A 17,284-nucleotide genomic window follows, 5' to 3' on the forward strand; every position below is an offset into this window, starting at 1 on the left:
CACAATTATACCTACAAGGTTGGGAAAACCTTGCAGAAAAACACAATCATTTTCACTTTCTAACGTAAGTTTTAAGCATACAATGATCTGATACTTTGGAGTAAAACTTCTTTGTTTTTAAAACCTTTAAATCTTTAGAAACCCAAATATGATCTAAAGAAAGTAGCGGGATGTTCCAAAACCATGTTTCTCTAAAACCATTCCCTTTTTCATTAAATGCTTGATTAAAATTTTTCTTAATCTGCTTTAAATATTTAGATTCATAAGGCGCATTAAAATCTCCCAAAACGATGGTGTTATGTGTTCTCTTAACAAATTCATTTACATGTCTTAATTCCCACTCTCTAGGAACATCAGGGCTTCCAGTAACATCAACGGCATAAAAATTAATTCCAGCAGTTTTAAATTCTATCACCGTTGTTTTAAATTTTGAAGTGTTTTCACTTTTAATTTCCAAAGGGGTTTTCGAGAAAATAAACATCTCTCTATCAGATGTAAAAAAATAATAATTAGGGTACTTTTGCTGAAACTCCTCAATGCTATATTCTCCAGTTTCTACTAAAACCAAAACATCTGGTATATCACCATTTTTATTTAAGGCCGCTTGAAAATTATTTTCTCTAGCCGCATTCCAAAAAACAACCTCTAAATCGGTCTCATTAATGGTTTCAGGAAAACTAATTTTAAAGCTCCTTCCCAACCAAACCAACAATAATAATCCCGCTAAAATAAGGTTTAACTTCTTAAATTTTCTATTTAAAAAAATGGAAAGCAATAAAACGGCAAGAATAATAACCGGTAGGGGAAACGTGTAATACAGCAACGAACTTTGGTAACTATGTTCTTTAAAAACAAAGTGAATAGCCAATAACGCACCAATAATTACAATGTTTAAAAACAGATATAGGACTCGAATTATTTTTAGCATTATCGTAACGGAAAGCCCTTTGCAGCCCACCAAGGATGTATTTCAATTTCCAATCGTCCAGCTTGTACCATCGGGTCCGATTTGGCCAAACTATCTGCCATCTTTAGCGTGGGCACATTGTAAATGGTAATACCACGAATATCGCCATCGTCTCCAAAGGGTCCAGAAATATCGGCATAGCCCAACTCGTACATTTTACTTAAATGCGCTAAATGTTCTTTTTGTAAATCTGCAGCTTCCTCTTCATTTTGACCACGAATTGGTCCACGTTTTAAAAAAGCCATAAAATATTGCTGCATTAAAATGGTGTCTTGTGTTTTTTCGTCAACATAGTCAAAAGTTTTATAGCCTTTGGCGGTTAATTCTTGTTTAATCTGCATTGTGGTTTTTTTAACAGGAATTTCATCTAAAACCTCAACTTCTATTAATGAATCTATGGGTTGCTCTACAATTTCAACAGCTCTTTCGTCAACTTCTTTAACGGGCGTTTTTGCTTCATCTTTACAAGAAATAATAACAAAAATAAACAGAATAAAAGTTATTGTTTTTTTCATAATCTTAAATTTTTATTAGCTATTTCCAGCTAATATAAGGTTGTTTGCTTAATTGCGAATTATAATATTTTATATGCCCAGTAACTTCTTTACCTAACCAAATCGGTTTTTCAAAGGTTTCGTTTTCGTGTTGTAACTCTATTTCAGCGATGACCAAACCTTGGTTGTCTCCAAAAAATTCGTCCACTTCAAAAATATGATTTCCTACTTTAATTTCATGTCGAATTTTTTCAATAATGCCTTTTTCGCAAAGTTTTAAAAGCGATTCGGCTTCGTGTTTTTCAATGTCTTTTTCCCATTCAAACCGCGACAAACCATTGTTTGACGATTGGCCTTTTACGGTTAAAATACCTTTATTCCCTTTTAATCGAACCCTAACGGTGCGCTCGGGATCTCGATTTAAAAACCCTTGAACAATGCGCGTACTCTTAAAGGCTTGGTCTTTAAAAGCATTTGAGGTTACTAAAAATTTGCGTTCTATTTCTATCATTATTTGTCCTAATATAAATTTAATAACCGCAAGAGTAAATATAATTAAAAGGCATTTAATGCCTAAATTTACAGCATGTCTATCGATTTACCAATTCGAAAAATTATTCATGTGGATATGGATGCGTTTTATGCCTCTGTTGAACAAATGGATAACCCCGATTTAAAGGGCAAACCCCTTGCTGTTGGGGGTGGTGGTAAGCGTGGTGTGGTAAGTGCAGCGAGTTACGAAGCCAGAAAATTTGGTGTAAAAAGTGCGATGGCTGGAAATTTAGCCGCTAAACTGTGTCCCGATTTAATTTTTGTGAGACCTCGTTTTGAACGCTATTCTGAAATTTCTAAAAAGATAAGAGCCATTTTTTATGATTATACCGATTTGGTTGAACCGCTTTCGCTAGATGAGGCTTATTTAGATGTTACCGAAAACAAAAAGGGAAACCCGAGTGCGTCGTTAATCGCTGAAGAAATTAGATCGCGTATTTTTAATGAGGTTGGCATAACGGCATCGGCGGGGATTTCCATCAATAAATTTATAGCTAAAATAGCGAGCGATTACAATAAACCCAACGGACAAAAAACCGTAAATCCTGAGGAAGTTTTAGATTTTTTAGAGCAATTGGACATCCGTAAATTTTATGGTATTGGGAAAGTAACCGCTGAAAAAATGTACCAAAAAGGCATTTTTACGGGCAAAGATTTAAAATCGAAATCTGCCGAATATTTAGAAGCAAATTTTGGCAAGTCCGGAAAATCCTATTTTTATATTGTACGAGGCATCCACAACAGTAAAGTAAAGCCCGACAGGATTAGAAAAAGTTTGGCTGCCGAACGTACATTTAGCGAAAACTTATCATCAGAAATTTTTATGCTCGAAAAGTTACATCATATTGCAGATGAAGTGTCGCGGCGTTTAAACAAAGGTAAAGTTGCTGGCAAAACAATAACCTTAAAGATAAAATACAGCGATTTCACTTTGCAGACCCGAAGCAAAACCTTGCCTTATTTTATTAGTGATAGTGGTTTAATTTTAGAAACTACAAAAGATTTATTGTATCAAGAAAAACTAAAAAACTCGGTTAGATTATTGGGTATTTCTTTATCGAATTTAAATACCGAAACCAAGAAAAAACCAGAACGCCAAAGTGTAAGCGTGCAGTTAAAATTTGAGTTTTAGCTGCTACAGAACACTAATTATTTAAAGGATTGTAACCCAAATAAGGCACTTCTTTTTCGTTAAATTGAATCCCAAAATCCTTTAATTCTTTTAAAATAGGCTCGTAAACTTCTTTAGTGATTGGTATCTGCACACCTGGGGTTTTAATTTTACCGTTTAAAATAGCCAAAGTTGCCATGGCAACCGGTAAACCCACGGTTTTTGCCATAGCGGTATAAGTTTGGTCGTCTCCAAGCGCAACCATAGTGGCATCTATTTGATGCTTTTTACCGTTTAGCTCGTACCCAAATTTATGGTACATCACAATCATGTCTTTATCGTTTGCTTCAAGCGTCCAACTATCCATTAATATTTTTTGAAGAATTTGGGCCGGTGTTGCTTTTTTAAGTTCTACCCTCTTTTCAGCATTAAAAATATCGAGTTCAACCAATTTATCCCAAACAATATCGTCTTGATCGATTTTAAGGGCATGCCTTAATTTTAACTCTACAGAATCTGAAGGGCTGTATGGCAAAAAGGCATTTACAAAATCGCGGTAACTCATGTTTTCGCTATCCTCAATGGTGTAGCTATCATCGGTCATTCCTAAGGCTACAAAAATATTCCACGCCCTGCTAAAGCCAACGCGACGTATCGTGCCTCGGTATAAGGTTTTAATATTATCCAACCCGTAAACGCTTTGGTACTTTAAAGAATCGCGATTTGCATAAGCTTCAAAACGTCCAAAACCATCAACATCTAAAAACTCGGTGCGCCTAAACAACAGGTTGTACGGTATATATTTATACGTGCCTTCTTGTAAAAACTTGGCAGCGCCACCTTGTCCGGCAACCACCACATTTCTTGGGTTCCAAGTAAATTTATAGTTCCATAGATTGTTGTCGCTTTCCGGTGCTACAAGCCCGCCCGTAAACGATTCAAACAAAATAATTTTGCCGCCTTTATCTCTAATGCGATCTAAAACCTGCATCGCACTCATGTGATCTATCCCGGGATCGACCCCAATTTCTTTCATTAAAACAACCCCATTTGCTTTAGCCTCTTCATCTAAAGCATGCATTTCCGGACTTGTATAAGATGCCGTTACCATATGTTTTTTGTAGGTAACACAGTCTTTCGCAACTTCAATATGAAATCGTGCAGGCAGCATGGACACCACGATATCAGCATTTCTAACAGCTTCAACACGAGAGTTTTCGTTAAAAATATCTAATGTAATTGCTGTGGCATTTTCATGATTCCCAATGAGCTTTTTGGCATTATCTAAATTGATGTCGCCAATAGTTATGTGTAAATTTTCAGAAGTCGACTTGTCTAATAAATATTTTATAAGGTATGATGTTGATTTTCCAGAACCAATAACTAAAATTTTTCGCATAGTGGGATTTGTTGAGTAATTTTGTTTTTTAGATTCCCGCATTTGCGAGAATAACAGTTTTTATGTGCTTTCAAGACTTTATCTTGAAAATCATTTTATTATTAAGTCCGTTTTTAAGCAGATTAATTTTGCGAATTTAGTAAATATAAAAAGGATTTTTTACGAATAATTTATATAAATATGAACAGGAAAATTTTAATTACAGCATCACTTTTAGGTTTAACCAGTGTTATTTTAGGAGCTTTTGCCGCTCACGGATTAAAAGCATTAATCTCGGAGGAATCTTTACAAACCTTTGAAACAGGTGTTCGTTATCAAATGTATCATGCCATATTATTGCTATTTGTTGGAAGCACTTCGTTAATTGCCCAAAACACAAAACGACTGGTTTTTTACTTCGTATTGGTAGGCGTAATATTCTTTTCTGGATCTATCTATGGTTTGGCAACTAACCCATTAACAGCCTTCGATTTTAGAACGGTGGCGCTAATAACCCCAATTGGCGGATTACTTTTAATCTTAGCTTGGGGCTTTTTATTTAAAGATTTCTTAAAATTAAAGTCAAAAAATGATAATTAAATAATTTGCGAGGTTAAAATAATGTTTATTTTTGCCAGATAAATAATTTTATAACAAAAAATGGGAAATAATAACCAATTTACGAAAACGATTTCGTTAGAATCTTACGGTATAAAAAATGCCAAAGTAAATTATCAACTTTCGCCCGAACAACTTCATAATATTGCTATTGAGAAAGGCCAAGGTAAAGAGGCTTCGTCTGGTGCTTTGGCGGTTAATACCGGCGAGTTTACAGGACGTTCACCTAAAGATCGATTTATTGTAAAGGACGATGTTACCAAAGATCGTGTTTGGTGGGGCGATATAAATATTCCATTTGAAACCGATAAGTTTGATGCCTTATATAATAAGGTTGTAGATTATTTATCCAACAAAGAAGTTTTTGTAAGGGATAGTTACGCTTGCGCGGACGAAAACTATAAATTAAATATTCGAGTTATCAACGAATATGCTTGGAGCAACCAGTTTGCATACAATATGTTTTTGCGCCCAACGGACGAAGAATTAAAAGATTTTAATCCAGAATGGACAGTAGTAAACGCTCCGGGTTTTATGGCCGTTCCCGAAGAAGACGGCACACGCCAACACAACTTTGCCATTTTAAATTTCACCAAAAAAATAGCCTTAATTGGCGGAACTGGTTATACCGGCGAAATTAAAAAAGGTATTTTTTCGGCCTTAAACTTTATTCTGCCCGTATTTAAAAATACCTTGCCCATGCATTGCAGTGCCAATGTTGGCGAAGGAGGGGATACTGCTATTTTCTTTGGTTTATCTGGAACGGGAAAAACCACATTGTCCACAGACCCCAACAGAAGTTTAATTGGCGATGACGAACATGGTTGGACCAACGAAAACACCGTGTTTAATTTTGAAGGTGGCTGTTATGCGAAAGTGATTAATTTGTCGAGGGAGCAAGAGCCAGAGATTTATGATGCCATTAAAAAAGGCGCCATTCTTGAAAATGTAATTTTAGGTAAAAATGGTGATGTCGATTTTGGAGACATTTCAATCACCCAAAATACAAGGGTGAGTTATCCCATTTATCATATTGAAAACATAAAACAACCGTCTATTGGTAAAAACCCAAAAAACATCTTCTTTTTAACGGCCGATGCTTTTGGGGTAATGCCTCCAATTTCCAAGTTAACACCCAGTCAGGCCGCCTATCATTTTATTTCGGGTTATACCGCAAAAGTGGCAGGAACCGAGGCCGGCGTTGTTGAGCCGCAGCCCTCTTTTTCAGCCTGTTTTGGCGCCCCTTTTATGCCGCTGCATCCAGCAAAATATGCCGAAATGTTAAGCAAAAAGATGAAGGAATCTGGAGTAAACGTTTGGCTGGTTAATACGGGTTGGACCGGTGGCCCTTACGGTGTTGGTACAAGAATGAAACTAAAATACACACGCGCCATGATTACTGCGGTATTAAATGGCGATTTAGGATTGTATAATTACGACGATTACCACATTCATTCGGTTTTTGGCGTAGCACAACCAAGATCGTGTCCCGGTGTTCCAACGGAAGTTTTAAGTCCGCGTGCCACTTGGAACGACGATAAGGCCTATTACACAACAGCATTCAAATTAACCAATGCGTTTAGGGAAAACTTTAAAAAGTTTGAAGCACATTGTAATGAAGAAATTAGACGTGGCGGACCGCAGCGTTATGCGTTTTAAAAACAAAGACTAATTCAAAATAAAAAAGGGCAATTTATTTAAAAATTGCCCTTTTTTTAATGATTTAAATATTAAAGAATAATAATTAAAAGTAAAATTATAATTATTGCTCCACTTGATATGTAAATACCATTTCCAGATGCTCTAACGCTTTTCTTCATAGCACGAACTTCTTTTCGTAATTCTTTTCTTTCAGCACGAGTCAAAGAAGATTTATTCATGCTCTTTATTTCATTTATTCTATCAATCATTGATTTAATTTCTGGAGGAATCTCATTAGCCTCAACAGCGGTATATGTTGGAGTTTTTTCGGTAGCCATTACCGAGTTGGGAGACAAAACAAACAATAATGTTATTAGTATTAAACATAGAATATTGTTTTTCATCTTCAAAAATTTAGAATGTGTTTTTAAATATACGATTTAAAAACAAAAAAGGGATGATATATATCATCCCTTTTTTGTTTTATAAGTAATAGTGTTTATTTCCCTTTATTAGCTTTATCGATATATTTTTGTAGAGCCATCGTCATAGATGGTGTTTCGGGTGTTGGAGCAGCAATATCTACGCGTAGGCCTTTTTCTTCAACCGCTTTAATTGTGGTGTTTCCAAAAACAGCAATACGTGTATTGTTTTGTTTAAAATCCGGGAAGTTTTTAAACAATGATTCGATTCCTGACGGACTGAAAAACACCAATACATCGTATGTTACGTTTTCCAAATCGGATAAATCGCTAACTACCGTTTTGTAAAAAGTAGCTTGTTTCCAATCTACACCAAGAGCATCTAACGTACTGGGCACTTCTGGCTTCACTTTATCGGTGTTTGGGAGTAAGAACTTTTCATCTTTATACTTTTTGATTAAAGGCGAAAGTTCAGAAAAAGTACGTTTACCCACATAAATTTTTCGTTTTCTGTAAACCACATATTTTTGAAGATAATAGGCTACTGCTTCAGACTGGCAAAAATATTTCATAGAGTCTGGAACTTTAAAACGCATTTCTTCAGCAACTCTAAAAAAATGGTCAACGGCATTTCTACTTGTTAAAATTATGGCAGTGTAGTTGTTTAAATCTACTTTTTGCTGCCTAATTTCTTTCGCAGGAACACCTTCAACATGTATAAAAGGTCTAAAATCTATTTTTACCTTTTGCTTTTCCTGTAAATCAAAATAAGGGGAGTTCTCTATTTTAGGTTCTGGCTGAGATACTAAAATTGTTTTCACTTTCATGTACACAAGTAGTTTGTTTAGTTACGTTACGAAACAAATACCTTATATAAAACAACATAAGGTGCGATTTCGAGAGCGCAAAGATACAAAATAAAATAAAATAAGTTGCCTTTTATCGTGTTTTGATGTGTTTTAAATGAAGTGATTACGCCAGAAATATTAACGATCAACAAAAGCGCTATTATAGTGTAAAAAACAGGCAATGTGGGCTCTATTGAAAAAACCAATAAGGCGTTAATGGGCAGCAATAACAAGCCTAAATAATTTTTATAAGTTATTTTTTGAAAAAGGTATTGGTCCATTAATTTATCCATTTCAAAAAGGCTGGCAATTAAGCGTTCAATAAGCACCTTAATGAGTATAAACGTGCCGATACCGAAAACCAATTTAAAAAGCAGATTAACCGAAACTATTTTAGAATCATGGGCATATTGGTAAAGCAAATGGCAAAAAACAGAAACCGAAATAACCAAATTAGAAAAAAGCAAAGCATCAAACTTATCTAAGAATTTTTGGTCTTTAACGTATATTTTAAGGTATTTTGAATTGACCAAAACATAAAAAAAATCATTGAACCGCTGTGGCGCCACCAATTTTGCTGTTGCAATAATGGCGAGCCCGATAACCATTAAAACGGTAAAAAGTTCGTTTGAGATGATGTCGCGATACATGCCCTAAAATTATTATAATTATTCACACTTTGTCCATAAATATTAAGGAATATTTAAAAAAAATAAACTTTTAAATAATGTACATTTGCTAAAAATATTACGATTACAATATATTTCAAATGCAAGATACGGTTGTTATAATTCCAACATACAACGAAATAGAGAATATTGAAGCTATTATTAGAGCCGTTTTTTCGCAATCGGATAATATTCACGTTCTCGTAGTTGATGATAATTCCCCAGATTTAACCGCTTTAAAAGTAAAGGAACTTCAAGAAGAATTTCCGAATCGCTTATTTTTGGAAATCCGTAAAGAAAAAGCAGGTTTGGGTACGGCCTATATCCATGGGTTTTATTGGTGCTTAGAAAAATCGTATCAATATATTTTTGAAATGGATGCCGATTTTTCACACAACCCAAAAGACCTCATCAAGCTTTATAATGCCTGTAAAAATGATGGCGCCGATTTAGCCATTGGGTCGCGCTACGTTAAGGGCGTAAATGTTGTAAATTGGCCTATGGCACGCGTGCTCATGTCTTATTTGGCATCAAAATACGTGCGTATTATTACCGGTATGCGCATTCACGATACCACCGCGGGTTTTGTGTGTTACAAAAGGCAGGTGTTGGAAACCATCGATTTAAGTAAAATTAAATTTATTGGGTATGCGTTTCAAATAGAAATGAAATTTAAAACCTATTTAAAGCAATTTAAAATAATTGAAGTGCCTGTAATATTTACCGATAGAACAAAAGGCGAATCCAAATTGAGCTCAGGAATTATTTCTGAAGCTGTTTTTGGCGTAATTTCGATGAAGCTAAAAAGTTTGTTTAAAAAATAAAAAGCAGAAAAATGACCTTGAAAACAACACTTATTAAAAATGCCAACATAGTAAATGAAGGTAAAATTTTTATGGGCGATATTTTAATTGAAGGTGAATATATAAAAGAAATCAGCGCATCGATAAGTGCAAAAACTGCCGATGTACACATATTTGATGCCGAAGGAAAATATCTGCTTCCCGGTGTTATTGACGATCAGGTGCATTTTAGAGAACCTGGTTTAACGCACAAAGCGAATATTGAAACCGAATCTAAAGCTGCCATTGCTGGTGGTATTACTTCGTTTATTGAAATGCCAAACACCAACCCGCAAACAACCACCATTAAAAAGCTGGAGGAAAAATTTGAGATAGCTGCCCAAACATCATCGGCAAATTACTCGTTCATGTTTGGTGGCACCAATGATAATTTAGATGAAATTTTAAAAGTTGATGCTAAAAAAGTGGCGGCATTAAAACTGTTTTTAGGGTCTTCAACAGGGAATATGTTGGTTGATAATCCTGAGGTTTTAGAGAATATTTTCTCAAAAACTAACTTATTAATCGCTGTGCATTGTGAAGATGAAAGCACAATAAAAGCCAATTTTGAAACGTATTTTGAAAAATACGGCGATGCAATTCCCATTAAATATCACCCAGAAATTCGAAGTGAGGAAGCCTGTTATTTATCCTCTTCAAAAGCCATCGAACTAGCAAAAAAAACAGGTGCTCGATTGCATGTGTTTCATCTTTCAACAGGAAAGGAAACCGCTTTATTTGATAACAAAATACCCCTAAAAGATAAAAAAATTACTGCCGAGGTTTGCATTCATCACCTGTGGTTTACCGATAAAGATTACGATGAAAAAGGCACGCTTATCAAATGGAACCCAGCGGTAAAATCTAAAAAAGATAAAGACCAATTGTGGGCGGCTTTGCTTGATGATAGAATTGACGTTATCGCTACCGACCACGCACCACATACTATTGAAGAGAAAGATAACGTTTATACCAAAGCACCTTCGGGCGGCCCATTGGTGCAACACGCCTTACCCGCTATGTTGGAGATGCATCATAAAAATAAAATTTCAATTGAAAAAATAGTAGAAAAAATGTGCCATAATCCGGCTATTTTGTTTCAGGTTGAAAAACGCGGATTTATAAGAGAAGGGTATTTTGCCGATTTGGTTTTGGTAGACTTGCACCATCCGTGGACGGTTAAAAAAGAGAATATCCTATACAAATGCGGGTGGTCTCCGTTTGAGGGCACGACCTTTAAATCGAGAGTAACACATACCTTTGTAAACGGAAGTTTGGCCTATAAAAACTTTAAGTTTCATGATGTTAATGCTGCAAAACGATTAACTTTTAACAGATGATTTTAAAACGGTTATTTACATACTTTACAATTTTATTCATAGCAACGGCCTGCTATAAATATGATAAGCCCAAAAAACCGAAGAATTTAATTCCGAAGGAAAAAATGGTGCAAATTATCATGGATGTTAGGCTGCTATCTTCTGCAAATGGAACGAACAAAACAATCTTGGATAATAACAATTTACAAGCTGAAACCTACGTGTACAAAAAGTATGGGATTGATAGTTTACAGTTTGCTTTAAGCAACGATTATTACGCGTACTATGTTGAAGATTATAAAGCTATTTATGAAAAGGTACAAGATAGTTTTGATGTTTTGAAAACCAAGTACGCCGATTTACAGCTAAAAGAAGAAGAGGAAAAAAAGTATAGGGATTCTATCCAAAACATTATTAAAAAAGACTCAACGCACATTTTAAAACTAAAAGAACACCTTAGTGTTTTGGTAAAAAAGGATTCGGTAAGTCCTTTAATTAAAAAGGATTCTTTGCGATTGATAAAGCTGAAGGATTCTTTAAATATACTGATTAAAAAAGATTCTGTTACCAGATTTAAACTCAACTCAAAATCTGATGAACTGCTAATTACACCTGTTTCAGATACTGATTTCCAATAGTAGCAATACTTTTATCAATTGGTGTAAACTCAATAGCCATGGCCTTTTTAATTTTAGCGCTGCTGTAATTGGTTTCAGAATGCAACGAGGTTACAATCTGCTTTGTTAATTGCCTTCTTTTTCCGGTTAATTTATGGGTCAACCAATCCATTCTCCAAGCTAGTTGCAACAACCAAAGTTTAGCTTCTTTTTTGGGCGGTTTTGCGTTTACGGCCTTTGCCATAGTTTGTAAAAACTGTTTGTAAGTCCAATTTTCGGCAACCAAAACAAATCGTTCGTTATTAATATCGCTTTTTAAAAGTGCTATCATTATGGAAACAACATCTTTCACATCAACCAATCCAATAGTTCCGGCAGCGTAGTATTTTAATCCTTTATGAGCTTTTTTAAATAAACTGCCACTGCCATAACGCCAAATACCCGCACCTAAAATAACACCCGGATTTACAATAACCACATTCACGCCTTCTTGAGTGGCGCGCCAAACTTCCATTTCGGCACCGTATTTTGTAATGGCATATACACTGTTATCGCCTTCGGGATTCCATTCGGTCTTTTCGGTAATGGGCTCGTTATTTGCAGCCTTTCCTATAGTTGCAATCGAGCTGACATAGCATAGTTTTTCTATATTATTAGAAATGCAAAGATTAACAATATTTGCAGTGCCTTCAATATTTGTACGACGTAACAGATGGTATTTATTGGGCTCAAAAGACACAAAAGCGGCGCAGTGGTACACATGAGTTACACCACTAAAAGCATCGGATAATAACGGAATATCTAAAATATCGGCTTCAACCCATTCAATGGATTTAAACAGCGCTTCGTAATTTTCAGTATAACCCGAAAACACCTGTTTTACATTGTTAAGCTTACGCTCGGTTCTGTAAATCGCACGAACGCTTTCGTTGCTACTAACCAGTTTATAAAGTAAATGTGCGCCCACCAAACCTGTGCCACCCGTAACTAATATCATGCCACTAAAGTAATGAATAATTCAAATAGATAGAGAGAATAAATTAGTTTTCAGTCATTGGCCTTCCGTCTTTTAATCCAAAGAATTATTCAATATACAAGCGTAATTATGCACGTATTTTTATCTTTGCCAAAGTTTATAAAATATATAGAGTAATGAGAAAGAATTTTGTTGAAGAATTAACGTGGAGAGGCATGATACAAGACAGTATGCCTGGGACAGAAGAGCATTTGTTAGAGGCCATGCGTATGGCTTATGTGGGCATTGATCCAACCGCAGATTCTTTACACATTGGACACATGGTGGGTGTTATGGGGCTTAAACATTTTCAATTGGCGGGACACAAACCCGTTGCGCTAGTTGGCGGAGCTACCGGCATGATTGGTGATCCTTCGGGAAAATCGGCAGAGCGTAACTTACTTAACGAAGAAACTCTTTTGCATAACCAAAACGCTATTAAAGAGCAATTGTCGCGATTTTTGGATTTTGATAGCGATGCTAAAAACGCCGCTATTATTGTTAACAATTACGACTGGATGAAAGAGTTCTCGTTTTTAGAATTTATTCGCGATGTCGGTAAGCATATTACCGTAAATTATATGATGGCCAAAGATTCGGTGAAAAAGCGTTTGTCATCTGAATCATCGGTTGGTATGAGTTTTACTGAATTTACTTATCAGCTAGTACAAGGCTACGATTTTTTACACCTTTACCGAGATAAAAACTGTACCCTTCAAATGGGTGGCAGCGACCAGTGGGGCAATATCACTACGGGTACAGAGTTAATCCGTCGTGTTGATTCTGGAAAAGGATACGCCTTAACATGGCCATTAATTACTAAAGCCGATGGCACCAAGTTTGGAAAAACCGAAGGCGGAAATATTTGGCTTGACGCCGAAAGAACTTCGCCATACAAATTCTATCAATACTGGTTGAACACAAGCGATGTTGATGCCGAAAAATATATTAAAATCTTTACTTTTTTAACCCGAGCAGAAATTGAGGCTTTAATTGAAGCCCATCAAGAAGCGCCACATTTACGGGTTTTACAGAAACGTTTGGCCGAAGAAGTAACAACGATGGTACACTCTAAAGACGATTTAGACAATGCCATAAAAGCCAGCGCCATATTGTTCGGAAAATCTACAAGCGAAGATTTAAAGCAATTGAATGAGCAAACTTTTTTAGATGTTTTTGATGGTGTGCCACAAACAGAAATCGCACAATCTGAAATTGAAAACGGCTTGGATATTATTGCGGCATTGGCAGAACAAGGTGGGTTTTTAAAGTCTAATGGGGAAGCGCGTCGGGCTTTAAAGGAAAACTCGATTTCGGTAAATAAAGAAAAGGTGAAAGACGATTACAAAATCACCGCAAAAGATTTGATTAACAACAAATTTGTATTGCTGCAACGTGGCAAGAAGAATTATTTTGTTTTGCGAATTGTATAAAACAACAGAAAGCCTAGGATAAAACCTAGGCTTTCTTTAACCAACCAACTAAAAAACTAAATTTTTCTTTTTCTTAGCTGTTTGTTTGGTCGTAATAACTGCGGTAATCTTACAGAAAACTAGTCTTTATTTAAAAATTTCTTTGTGGTTTCTAAAATCTGATACTCACTATGCTCGCCTAAATAGTAAACAAAAACACCACTAGGTCTTATAATTAGGAAGTTCCCATACATTACATCATAAGGAAAAAACATGTTTTTTATAAAATCATGCTCATCTGCTAACCAATTAAATCTATTTTTATGGGAGTACTTTAAATGGTCATTTTCTGGATTGTAAATTGAGTATTGTTGAATGTTATCAATCCTATCTATTTTTCTTAAATACTCCTTACCAAATGCATTCCAATAAGGGTTTGGCTTAGTGTTTTTAGATTTTTTTGGTATTGAAGACAAGTAATTGATTACAATAAACTTAGTTGTGTCTAATTCAAAACGACTTATTTTATTTAAATGATTTTTAAGAGCAATAAATTCTTTAGGGTTTAATTTACCAACAACAGATCTTGGTATTAAAATATAGTTTTTAGTAGTGTCATTTTCAAAATAAGCATCTAAGTTTACCTTGTAATTTATGCTTTTTTTAAATTTACTTTTTGAAACCTCGACACCCTTTTCATTATAATATTTCACAAGCTTCTTTTGTGAATAACCAATTATTGAAAACAAAAAAAGAGATATGAATAATACTATTTTCATTTGAACTAAAAAAAGTAAGGTTTAATATACAAAATAAAGTTATAACACCATCAAATTACAACCTCTAATATCGGAGTTGTCAAAACGTCCAATCACTTCAAAAGCCCCATCGCTAAAAGTTTTTCCCAAATCTTGGGTCGCAATAAAGGCGCAGGAATTTACATTGGCTAGGTCTATAACATTTATGCCACCCGTTTTTCCCGATTCTTGAGTGGTCAAAGCATCTTCGGTATCTCGTGTTAATATCCGCATCCAATTGGGGCAATTAAAAACACCCTCACCTTTAGAATAAGCCTGACTTAAAAGCTCGGTCATGCCGTATTCGCTATGTATGGTTTTAACGCCAAAACCAGCTTTTAATTTTTTGTGTAATTCGGCCCGAATCAATTCCTTTCGTCTGCCCTTCATCCCACCTGTTTCCATAATAATGGTGTTTTTAAGCTGGAATTGATAGGTTTCGATTAAATCCAATAAAGCAAAAGAAACTCCAATTAACAGTGCTTTTTTCCCTTCAGCATTTAACTTAATTAAGGTGTCTTTTATTTCGGATAAGTTATTGAGATAAAAACCACTTTCAGCGTGGTTGGATTGGGAAATCATAGCATTAACCATGTAGATTAATGAGGAGCCTTCGCGCTCTAAATACGAAGGCAGTAAAGCTAAAACCACATAATCTTCAATATTGCCATAAAACTGATGGAAGCCTTTTGTGAAACTTTGCTCGTAAACTTTTAAGTTGGTTACATGGTGTTTACTTGCTAAACTTCCTGTAGTGCCCGAACTGGTAAAGCTGGTTTCAATATGGGCTTTACTGCTTAATATGCTGTGCGATTTAAAAAACTGAATGGGTAAAAAAGGAATATCTCGAATGGTTTTAACGTCACTAGGATGCTTGTAAAGTAAATCGCAAAATGAGCGATAAACACGATTGTTTTTAAACTGATGCCTAAAAATTTGCAATGCTAAATCTTCAAACTCTGTTTGATTTTTAATATTAAAAATGGCGTTATGGTCAATCATTTAATTATAGTAAGTTCGAGTAAAATGGTTTTATAATTTTTATATCGAAAACCTAGGCAAAAGTATATAAAATAAAAAAGCGTTGCTACTTGCAACGCTTTTAAAATATAAGTTTAAACGTTTATTGTATTACTATTTTTTTTGTGATGGAGGCCTCGTCTTGAGCCACCCTCATAATATAAACGCCAGCATTTAAACTGGAAACGTCTAATCTTTTATTGGTTACAGTTGTATTAACCACTTGTTTCCCTAGAATATCGTAAACCGATACTTCCATAATTGAGTTGCTTCTGCTAGACATGTTTACATAACCTTTATTTGTTGGGTTGGGATACATACTGAAACCTTCTATTTGGTTGTTTTTAGCTGATAAAACGGCCCCAAATGTTGCTCCTAAATAAAGATTATCAACACGAACAGTTTCGTTTTCAGAAGAATCAGATTGACGAAGCCCAAATGCGTTTATGGCATCACCAGGATCAGTTTCATCTGCTCCCAATATAGACGTATCGCCTTCAGATGTGGCGTTAATCCAAAGTTGTGCTTGATTAGAATCTTGGTCATATTTAACAATGGCGCGGTATGTTACGCCAAAAGTGAGATCTGTAGCCCAAACTGCATCTGCTGTACCACTTGACGTTGCAATACCCACAGAATAATCTCCACTAGCTGAAGGTGGCACAATATCGAGACGACCTCTAAAGCTACCTGTTCCAACCATAAAATGTGCAAAGTACTCATTGTCTGCACCGCTGTATGGCGCTCCTAAATCGTCAACCGAAAAATCCAGCCCGAAATAAACACATCCAGAAACAGCTGTAAAATCAATTTTTGCGTCTTCACTGGGTGCTCCATGTTGAACTATAGCCTTACCAGCAGAAACCACAAGGTCACCAGATGTACCGCTATGATTAAGCCATCCACCATTTCCAATAAGACTGCCATCTGCATAGGCAAAACCATCGTTATGTGGTAAAGTTACTTGCGCAAAACCGAAAGAGCAAAATAATAAAAATAAAAAGTAAAGTTTTTTCATAATAAAAGGGATTAATTAATTAGCTTATTAAAATAAAAAGACTTTTGCGTATAAACCAAAAAATCAACCTAATAGGTTGATTTTTTTCGATGAAATAACATTATAATTATTTTATCACTAATTTTCGGGTTTCGCTTATGTTGCCCTCGGTGATTTTTAAAATATAAACGCCTGTACTCAATTTCGAGATATTTAATTCCTTGCCAATTAATACAGCCGATAAAATTCGCTTGCCTAAGGCATTAAAAATTTCAATTTTCTTAGTTAAACTGTTTTTTGATGTAATATATATAAACTGCTTACCGTTATTAACAGGATTAGGGTAAATAGAAAGTCCTTCAATGTTTTGTTGCGCAGGTAAATTAGTGTTGCCCGCTTGTGCAAACCCTGGTTGGGTTACAAAAAACATTAAAACAAAAAGTGTAGTAAAAAAGTAGTTTTTTTCCATAGTTAACTTTCAATCTTATAAAATTAAACAATTTACGTCAAAATCCATACCAAAAAAGTGTTAAAGATTTCACCCTTTTATCGAAAGGTTAAATCCG

Annotated in this window: 19 protein-coding genes; 7 read left to right on the forward strand and 12 right to left on the reverse strand. The window is 35.2% G+C overall.

Translation table 11 applies throughout. The features are described 5' to 3' along the window. Window positions 1–52 precede the first annotated feature (52 nt). From ACN5J7_RS09305 to ACN5J7_RS09315, 3 genes are read right to left on the reverse strand one after another with little or no spacing between them, the layout of a single operon-like run. Window positions 53–928 (reverse strand): endonuclease/exonuclease/phosphatase family protein, encoded by an 876-nt coding sequence (locus ACN5J7_RS09305; RefSeq protein ID WP_418603699.1) that lies wholly within the window; start codon window positions 926–928, stop codon window positions 53–55. Then, a complete protein-coding gene (locus ACN5J7_RS09310; protein WP_418603700.1) occupies window positions 928–1,482 on the reverse strand; it encodes a YciI family protein in 555 nt (184 codons plus the stop codon). The genes ACN5J7_RS09305 and ACN5J7_RS09310 overlap by 1 nt, the downstream gene beginning before the upstream one ends. A gap of 19 nt (window positions 1,483–1,501) precedes the next feature. Further along, window positions 1,502–1,972 carry a CYTH domain-containing protein gene (locus ACN5J7_RS09315; protein WP_418603701.1) on the reverse strand — a complete coding sequence of 157 codons (471 nt, stop codon included), beginning with the start codon at window positions 1,970–1,972 and terminating at the stop codon, window positions 1,502–1,504. 75 nt (window positions 1,973–2,047) lie between these two features. On the opposite strand from ACN5J7_RS09315, the gene dinB reads away from it, so the two are divergent. Further along, the gene (gene dinB, locus ACN5J7_RS09320; RefSeq protein WP_418603702.1) at window positions 2,048–3,145 is read left to right on the forward strand and encodes a DNA polymerase IV; all 1,098 of its coding nucleotides are present in this window, start codon (window positions 2,048–2,050) and stop codon (window positions 3,143–3,145) included. A gap of 13 nt (window positions 3,146–3,158) precedes the next feature. Here the strand turns inward: dinB and ACN5J7_RS09325 are convergent, their stop codons facing one another. Then, entirely contained in the window at window positions 3,159–4,523 is a 1,365-nt protein-coding gene (locus ACN5J7_RS09325; protein WP_418603703.1) for a saccharopine dehydrogenase family protein, read from the reverse strand. 180 nt (window positions 4,524–4,703) lie between these two features. On the opposite strand from ACN5J7_RS09325, the gene ACN5J7_RS09330 reads away from it, so the two are divergent. Both ACN5J7_RS09330 and pckA read left to right on the forward strand, forming a co-directional pair. Further along, window positions 4,704–5,102 (forward strand): DUF423 domain-containing protein, encoded by a 399-nt coding sequence (locus ACN5J7_RS09330; protein WP_418603704.1) that lies wholly within the window; start codon window positions 4,704–4,706, stop codon window positions 5,100–5,102. 60 nt (window positions 5,103–5,162) lie between these two features. Further along, window positions 5,163–6,779, forward strand: a complete 1,617-nt coding sequence (pckA, locus tag ACN5J7_RS09335; protein WP_311935611.1) for a phosphoenolpyruvate carboxykinase (ATP) — start codon at window positions 5,163–5,165, stop codon at window positions 6,777–6,779. A 71-nt stretch (window positions 6,780–6,850) separates the two neighbouring features. Here pckA and ACN5J7_RS09340 read toward each other — a convergent pair whose 3' ends face one another. The 3 genes from ACN5J7_RS09340 to ACN5J7_RS09350 all read right to left on the reverse strand — a co-directional run bounded on the left by ACN5J7_RS09340 (window position 6,851) and on the right by ACN5J7_RS09350 (window position 8,681). After that, window positions 6,851–7,165, reverse strand: a complete 315-nt coding sequence (locus ACN5J7_RS09340) for a hypothetical protein (protein ID WP_418603705.1) — start codon at window positions 7,163–7,165, stop codon at window positions 6,851–6,853. Window positions 7,166–7,260: 95 nt separating this feature from the next. Then, the gene (locus ACN5J7_RS09345) at window positions 7,261–8,010 is read right to left on the reverse strand and encodes a uroporphyrinogen-III synthase (protein ID WP_311935614.1); all 750 of its coding nucleotides are present in this window, start codon (window positions 8,008–8,010) and stop codon (window positions 7,261–7,263) included. A 26-nt stretch (window positions 8,011–8,036) separates the two neighbouring features. Continuing rightward, window positions 8,037–8,681 (reverse strand): DUF4271 domain-containing protein, encoded by a 645-nt coding sequence (locus tag ACN5J7_RS09350; RefSeq protein ID WP_418603706.1) that lies wholly within the window; start codon window positions 8,679–8,681, stop codon window positions 8,037–8,039. A gap of 119 nt (window positions 8,682–8,800) precedes the next feature. Here ACN5J7_RS09350 and ACN5J7_RS09355 point away from each other — a divergent pair, with 119 nt between their 5' ends. From ACN5J7_RS09355 to ACN5J7_RS09365, 3 genes are read left to right on the forward strand one after another with little or no spacing between them, the layout of a single operon-like run. Then, complete coding sequence (locus ACN5J7_RS09355; protein ID WP_418603707.1) at window positions 8,801–9,523, forward strand: polyprenol monophosphomannose synthase; 723 nt, start codon at window positions 8,801–8,803, stop codon at window positions 9,521–9,523. Between the two features lie 11 nt (window positions 9,524–9,534). Next, window positions 9,535–10,881, forward strand: coding sequence for a dihydroorotase (locus ACN5J7_RS09360; RefSeq protein WP_418603708.1), 1,347 nt, complete (start codon window positions 9,535–9,537; stop codon window positions 10,879–10,881). After that, window positions 10,878–11,498, forward strand: a complete 621-nt coding sequence (locus ACN5J7_RS09365; protein WP_418603709.1) for a DUF4296 domain-containing protein — start codon at window positions 10,878–10,880, stop codon at window positions 11,496–11,498. The genes ACN5J7_RS09360 and ACN5J7_RS09365 overlap by 4 nt, the downstream gene beginning before the upstream one ends. On the opposite strand, the gene ACN5J7_RS09370 is transcribed toward ACN5J7_RS09365, so the two are convergent. Further along, window positions 11,467–12,474 carry an NAD-dependent epimerase/dehydratase family protein gene (locus ACN5J7_RS09370; protein ID WP_418603710.1) on the reverse strand — a complete coding sequence of 336 codons (1,008 nt, stop codon included), beginning with the start codon at window positions 12,472–12,474 and terminating at the stop codon, window positions 11,467–11,469. The two genes, ACN5J7_RS09365 and ACN5J7_RS09370, sit on opposite strands and share 32 nt — an antisense overlap. A gap of 155 nt (window positions 12,475–12,629) precedes the next feature. On the opposite strand from ACN5J7_RS09370, the gene tyrS reads away from it, so the two are divergent. Then, window positions 12,630–13,925, forward strand: coding sequence for a tyrosine--tRNA ligase (tyrS, locus tag ACN5J7_RS09375; protein WP_418603711.1), 1,296 nt, complete (start codon window positions 12,630–12,632; stop codon window positions 13,923–13,925). Between the two features lie 119 nt (window positions 13,926–14,044). Here the strand turns inward: tyrS and ACN5J7_RS09380 are convergent, their stop codons facing one another. The 4 genes from ACN5J7_RS09380 to ACN5J7_RS09395 all read right to left on the reverse strand — a co-directional run bounded on the left by ACN5J7_RS09380 (window position 14,045) and on the right by ACN5J7_RS09395 (window position 17,187). Then, window positions 14,045–14,683: a hypothetical protein gene (locus ACN5J7_RS09380; protein WP_418603712.1), complete on the reverse strand. Its 639-nt coding sequence runs from the start codon at window positions 14,681–14,683 to the stop codon at window positions 14,045–14,047. A gap of 39 nt (window positions 14,684–14,722) precedes the next feature. After that, entirely contained in the window at window positions 14,723–15,703 is a 981-nt protein-coding gene (locus tag ACN5J7_RS09385; protein ID WP_418603713.1) for an acyl transferase, read from the reverse strand. A 121-nt stretch (window positions 15,704–15,824) separates the two neighbouring features. Continuing rightward, window positions 15,825–16,739: a T9SS type A sorting domain-containing protein gene (locus ACN5J7_RS09390; RefSeq protein ID WP_418603714.1), complete on the reverse strand. Its 915-nt coding sequence runs from the start codon at window positions 16,737–16,739 to the stop codon at window positions 15,825–15,827. A gap of 106 nt (window positions 16,740–16,845) precedes the next feature. Beyond that, the gene (locus tag ACN5J7_RS09395) at window positions 16,846–17,187 is read right to left on the reverse strand and encodes a T9SS type A sorting domain-containing protein (protein WP_311935641.1); all 342 of its coding nucleotides are present in this window, start codon (window positions 17,185–17,187) and stop codon (window positions 16,846–16,848) included. Window positions 17,188–17,284: the final 97 nt, after the last annotated feature.

Origin of the sequence: Hwangdonia sp., assembly GCF_048381975.1 — a bacterium.
Classification (GTDB): domain Bacteria; phylum Bacteroidota; class Bacteroidia; order Flavobacteriales; family Flavobacteriaceae; genus Hwangdonia; species Hwangdonia seohaensis.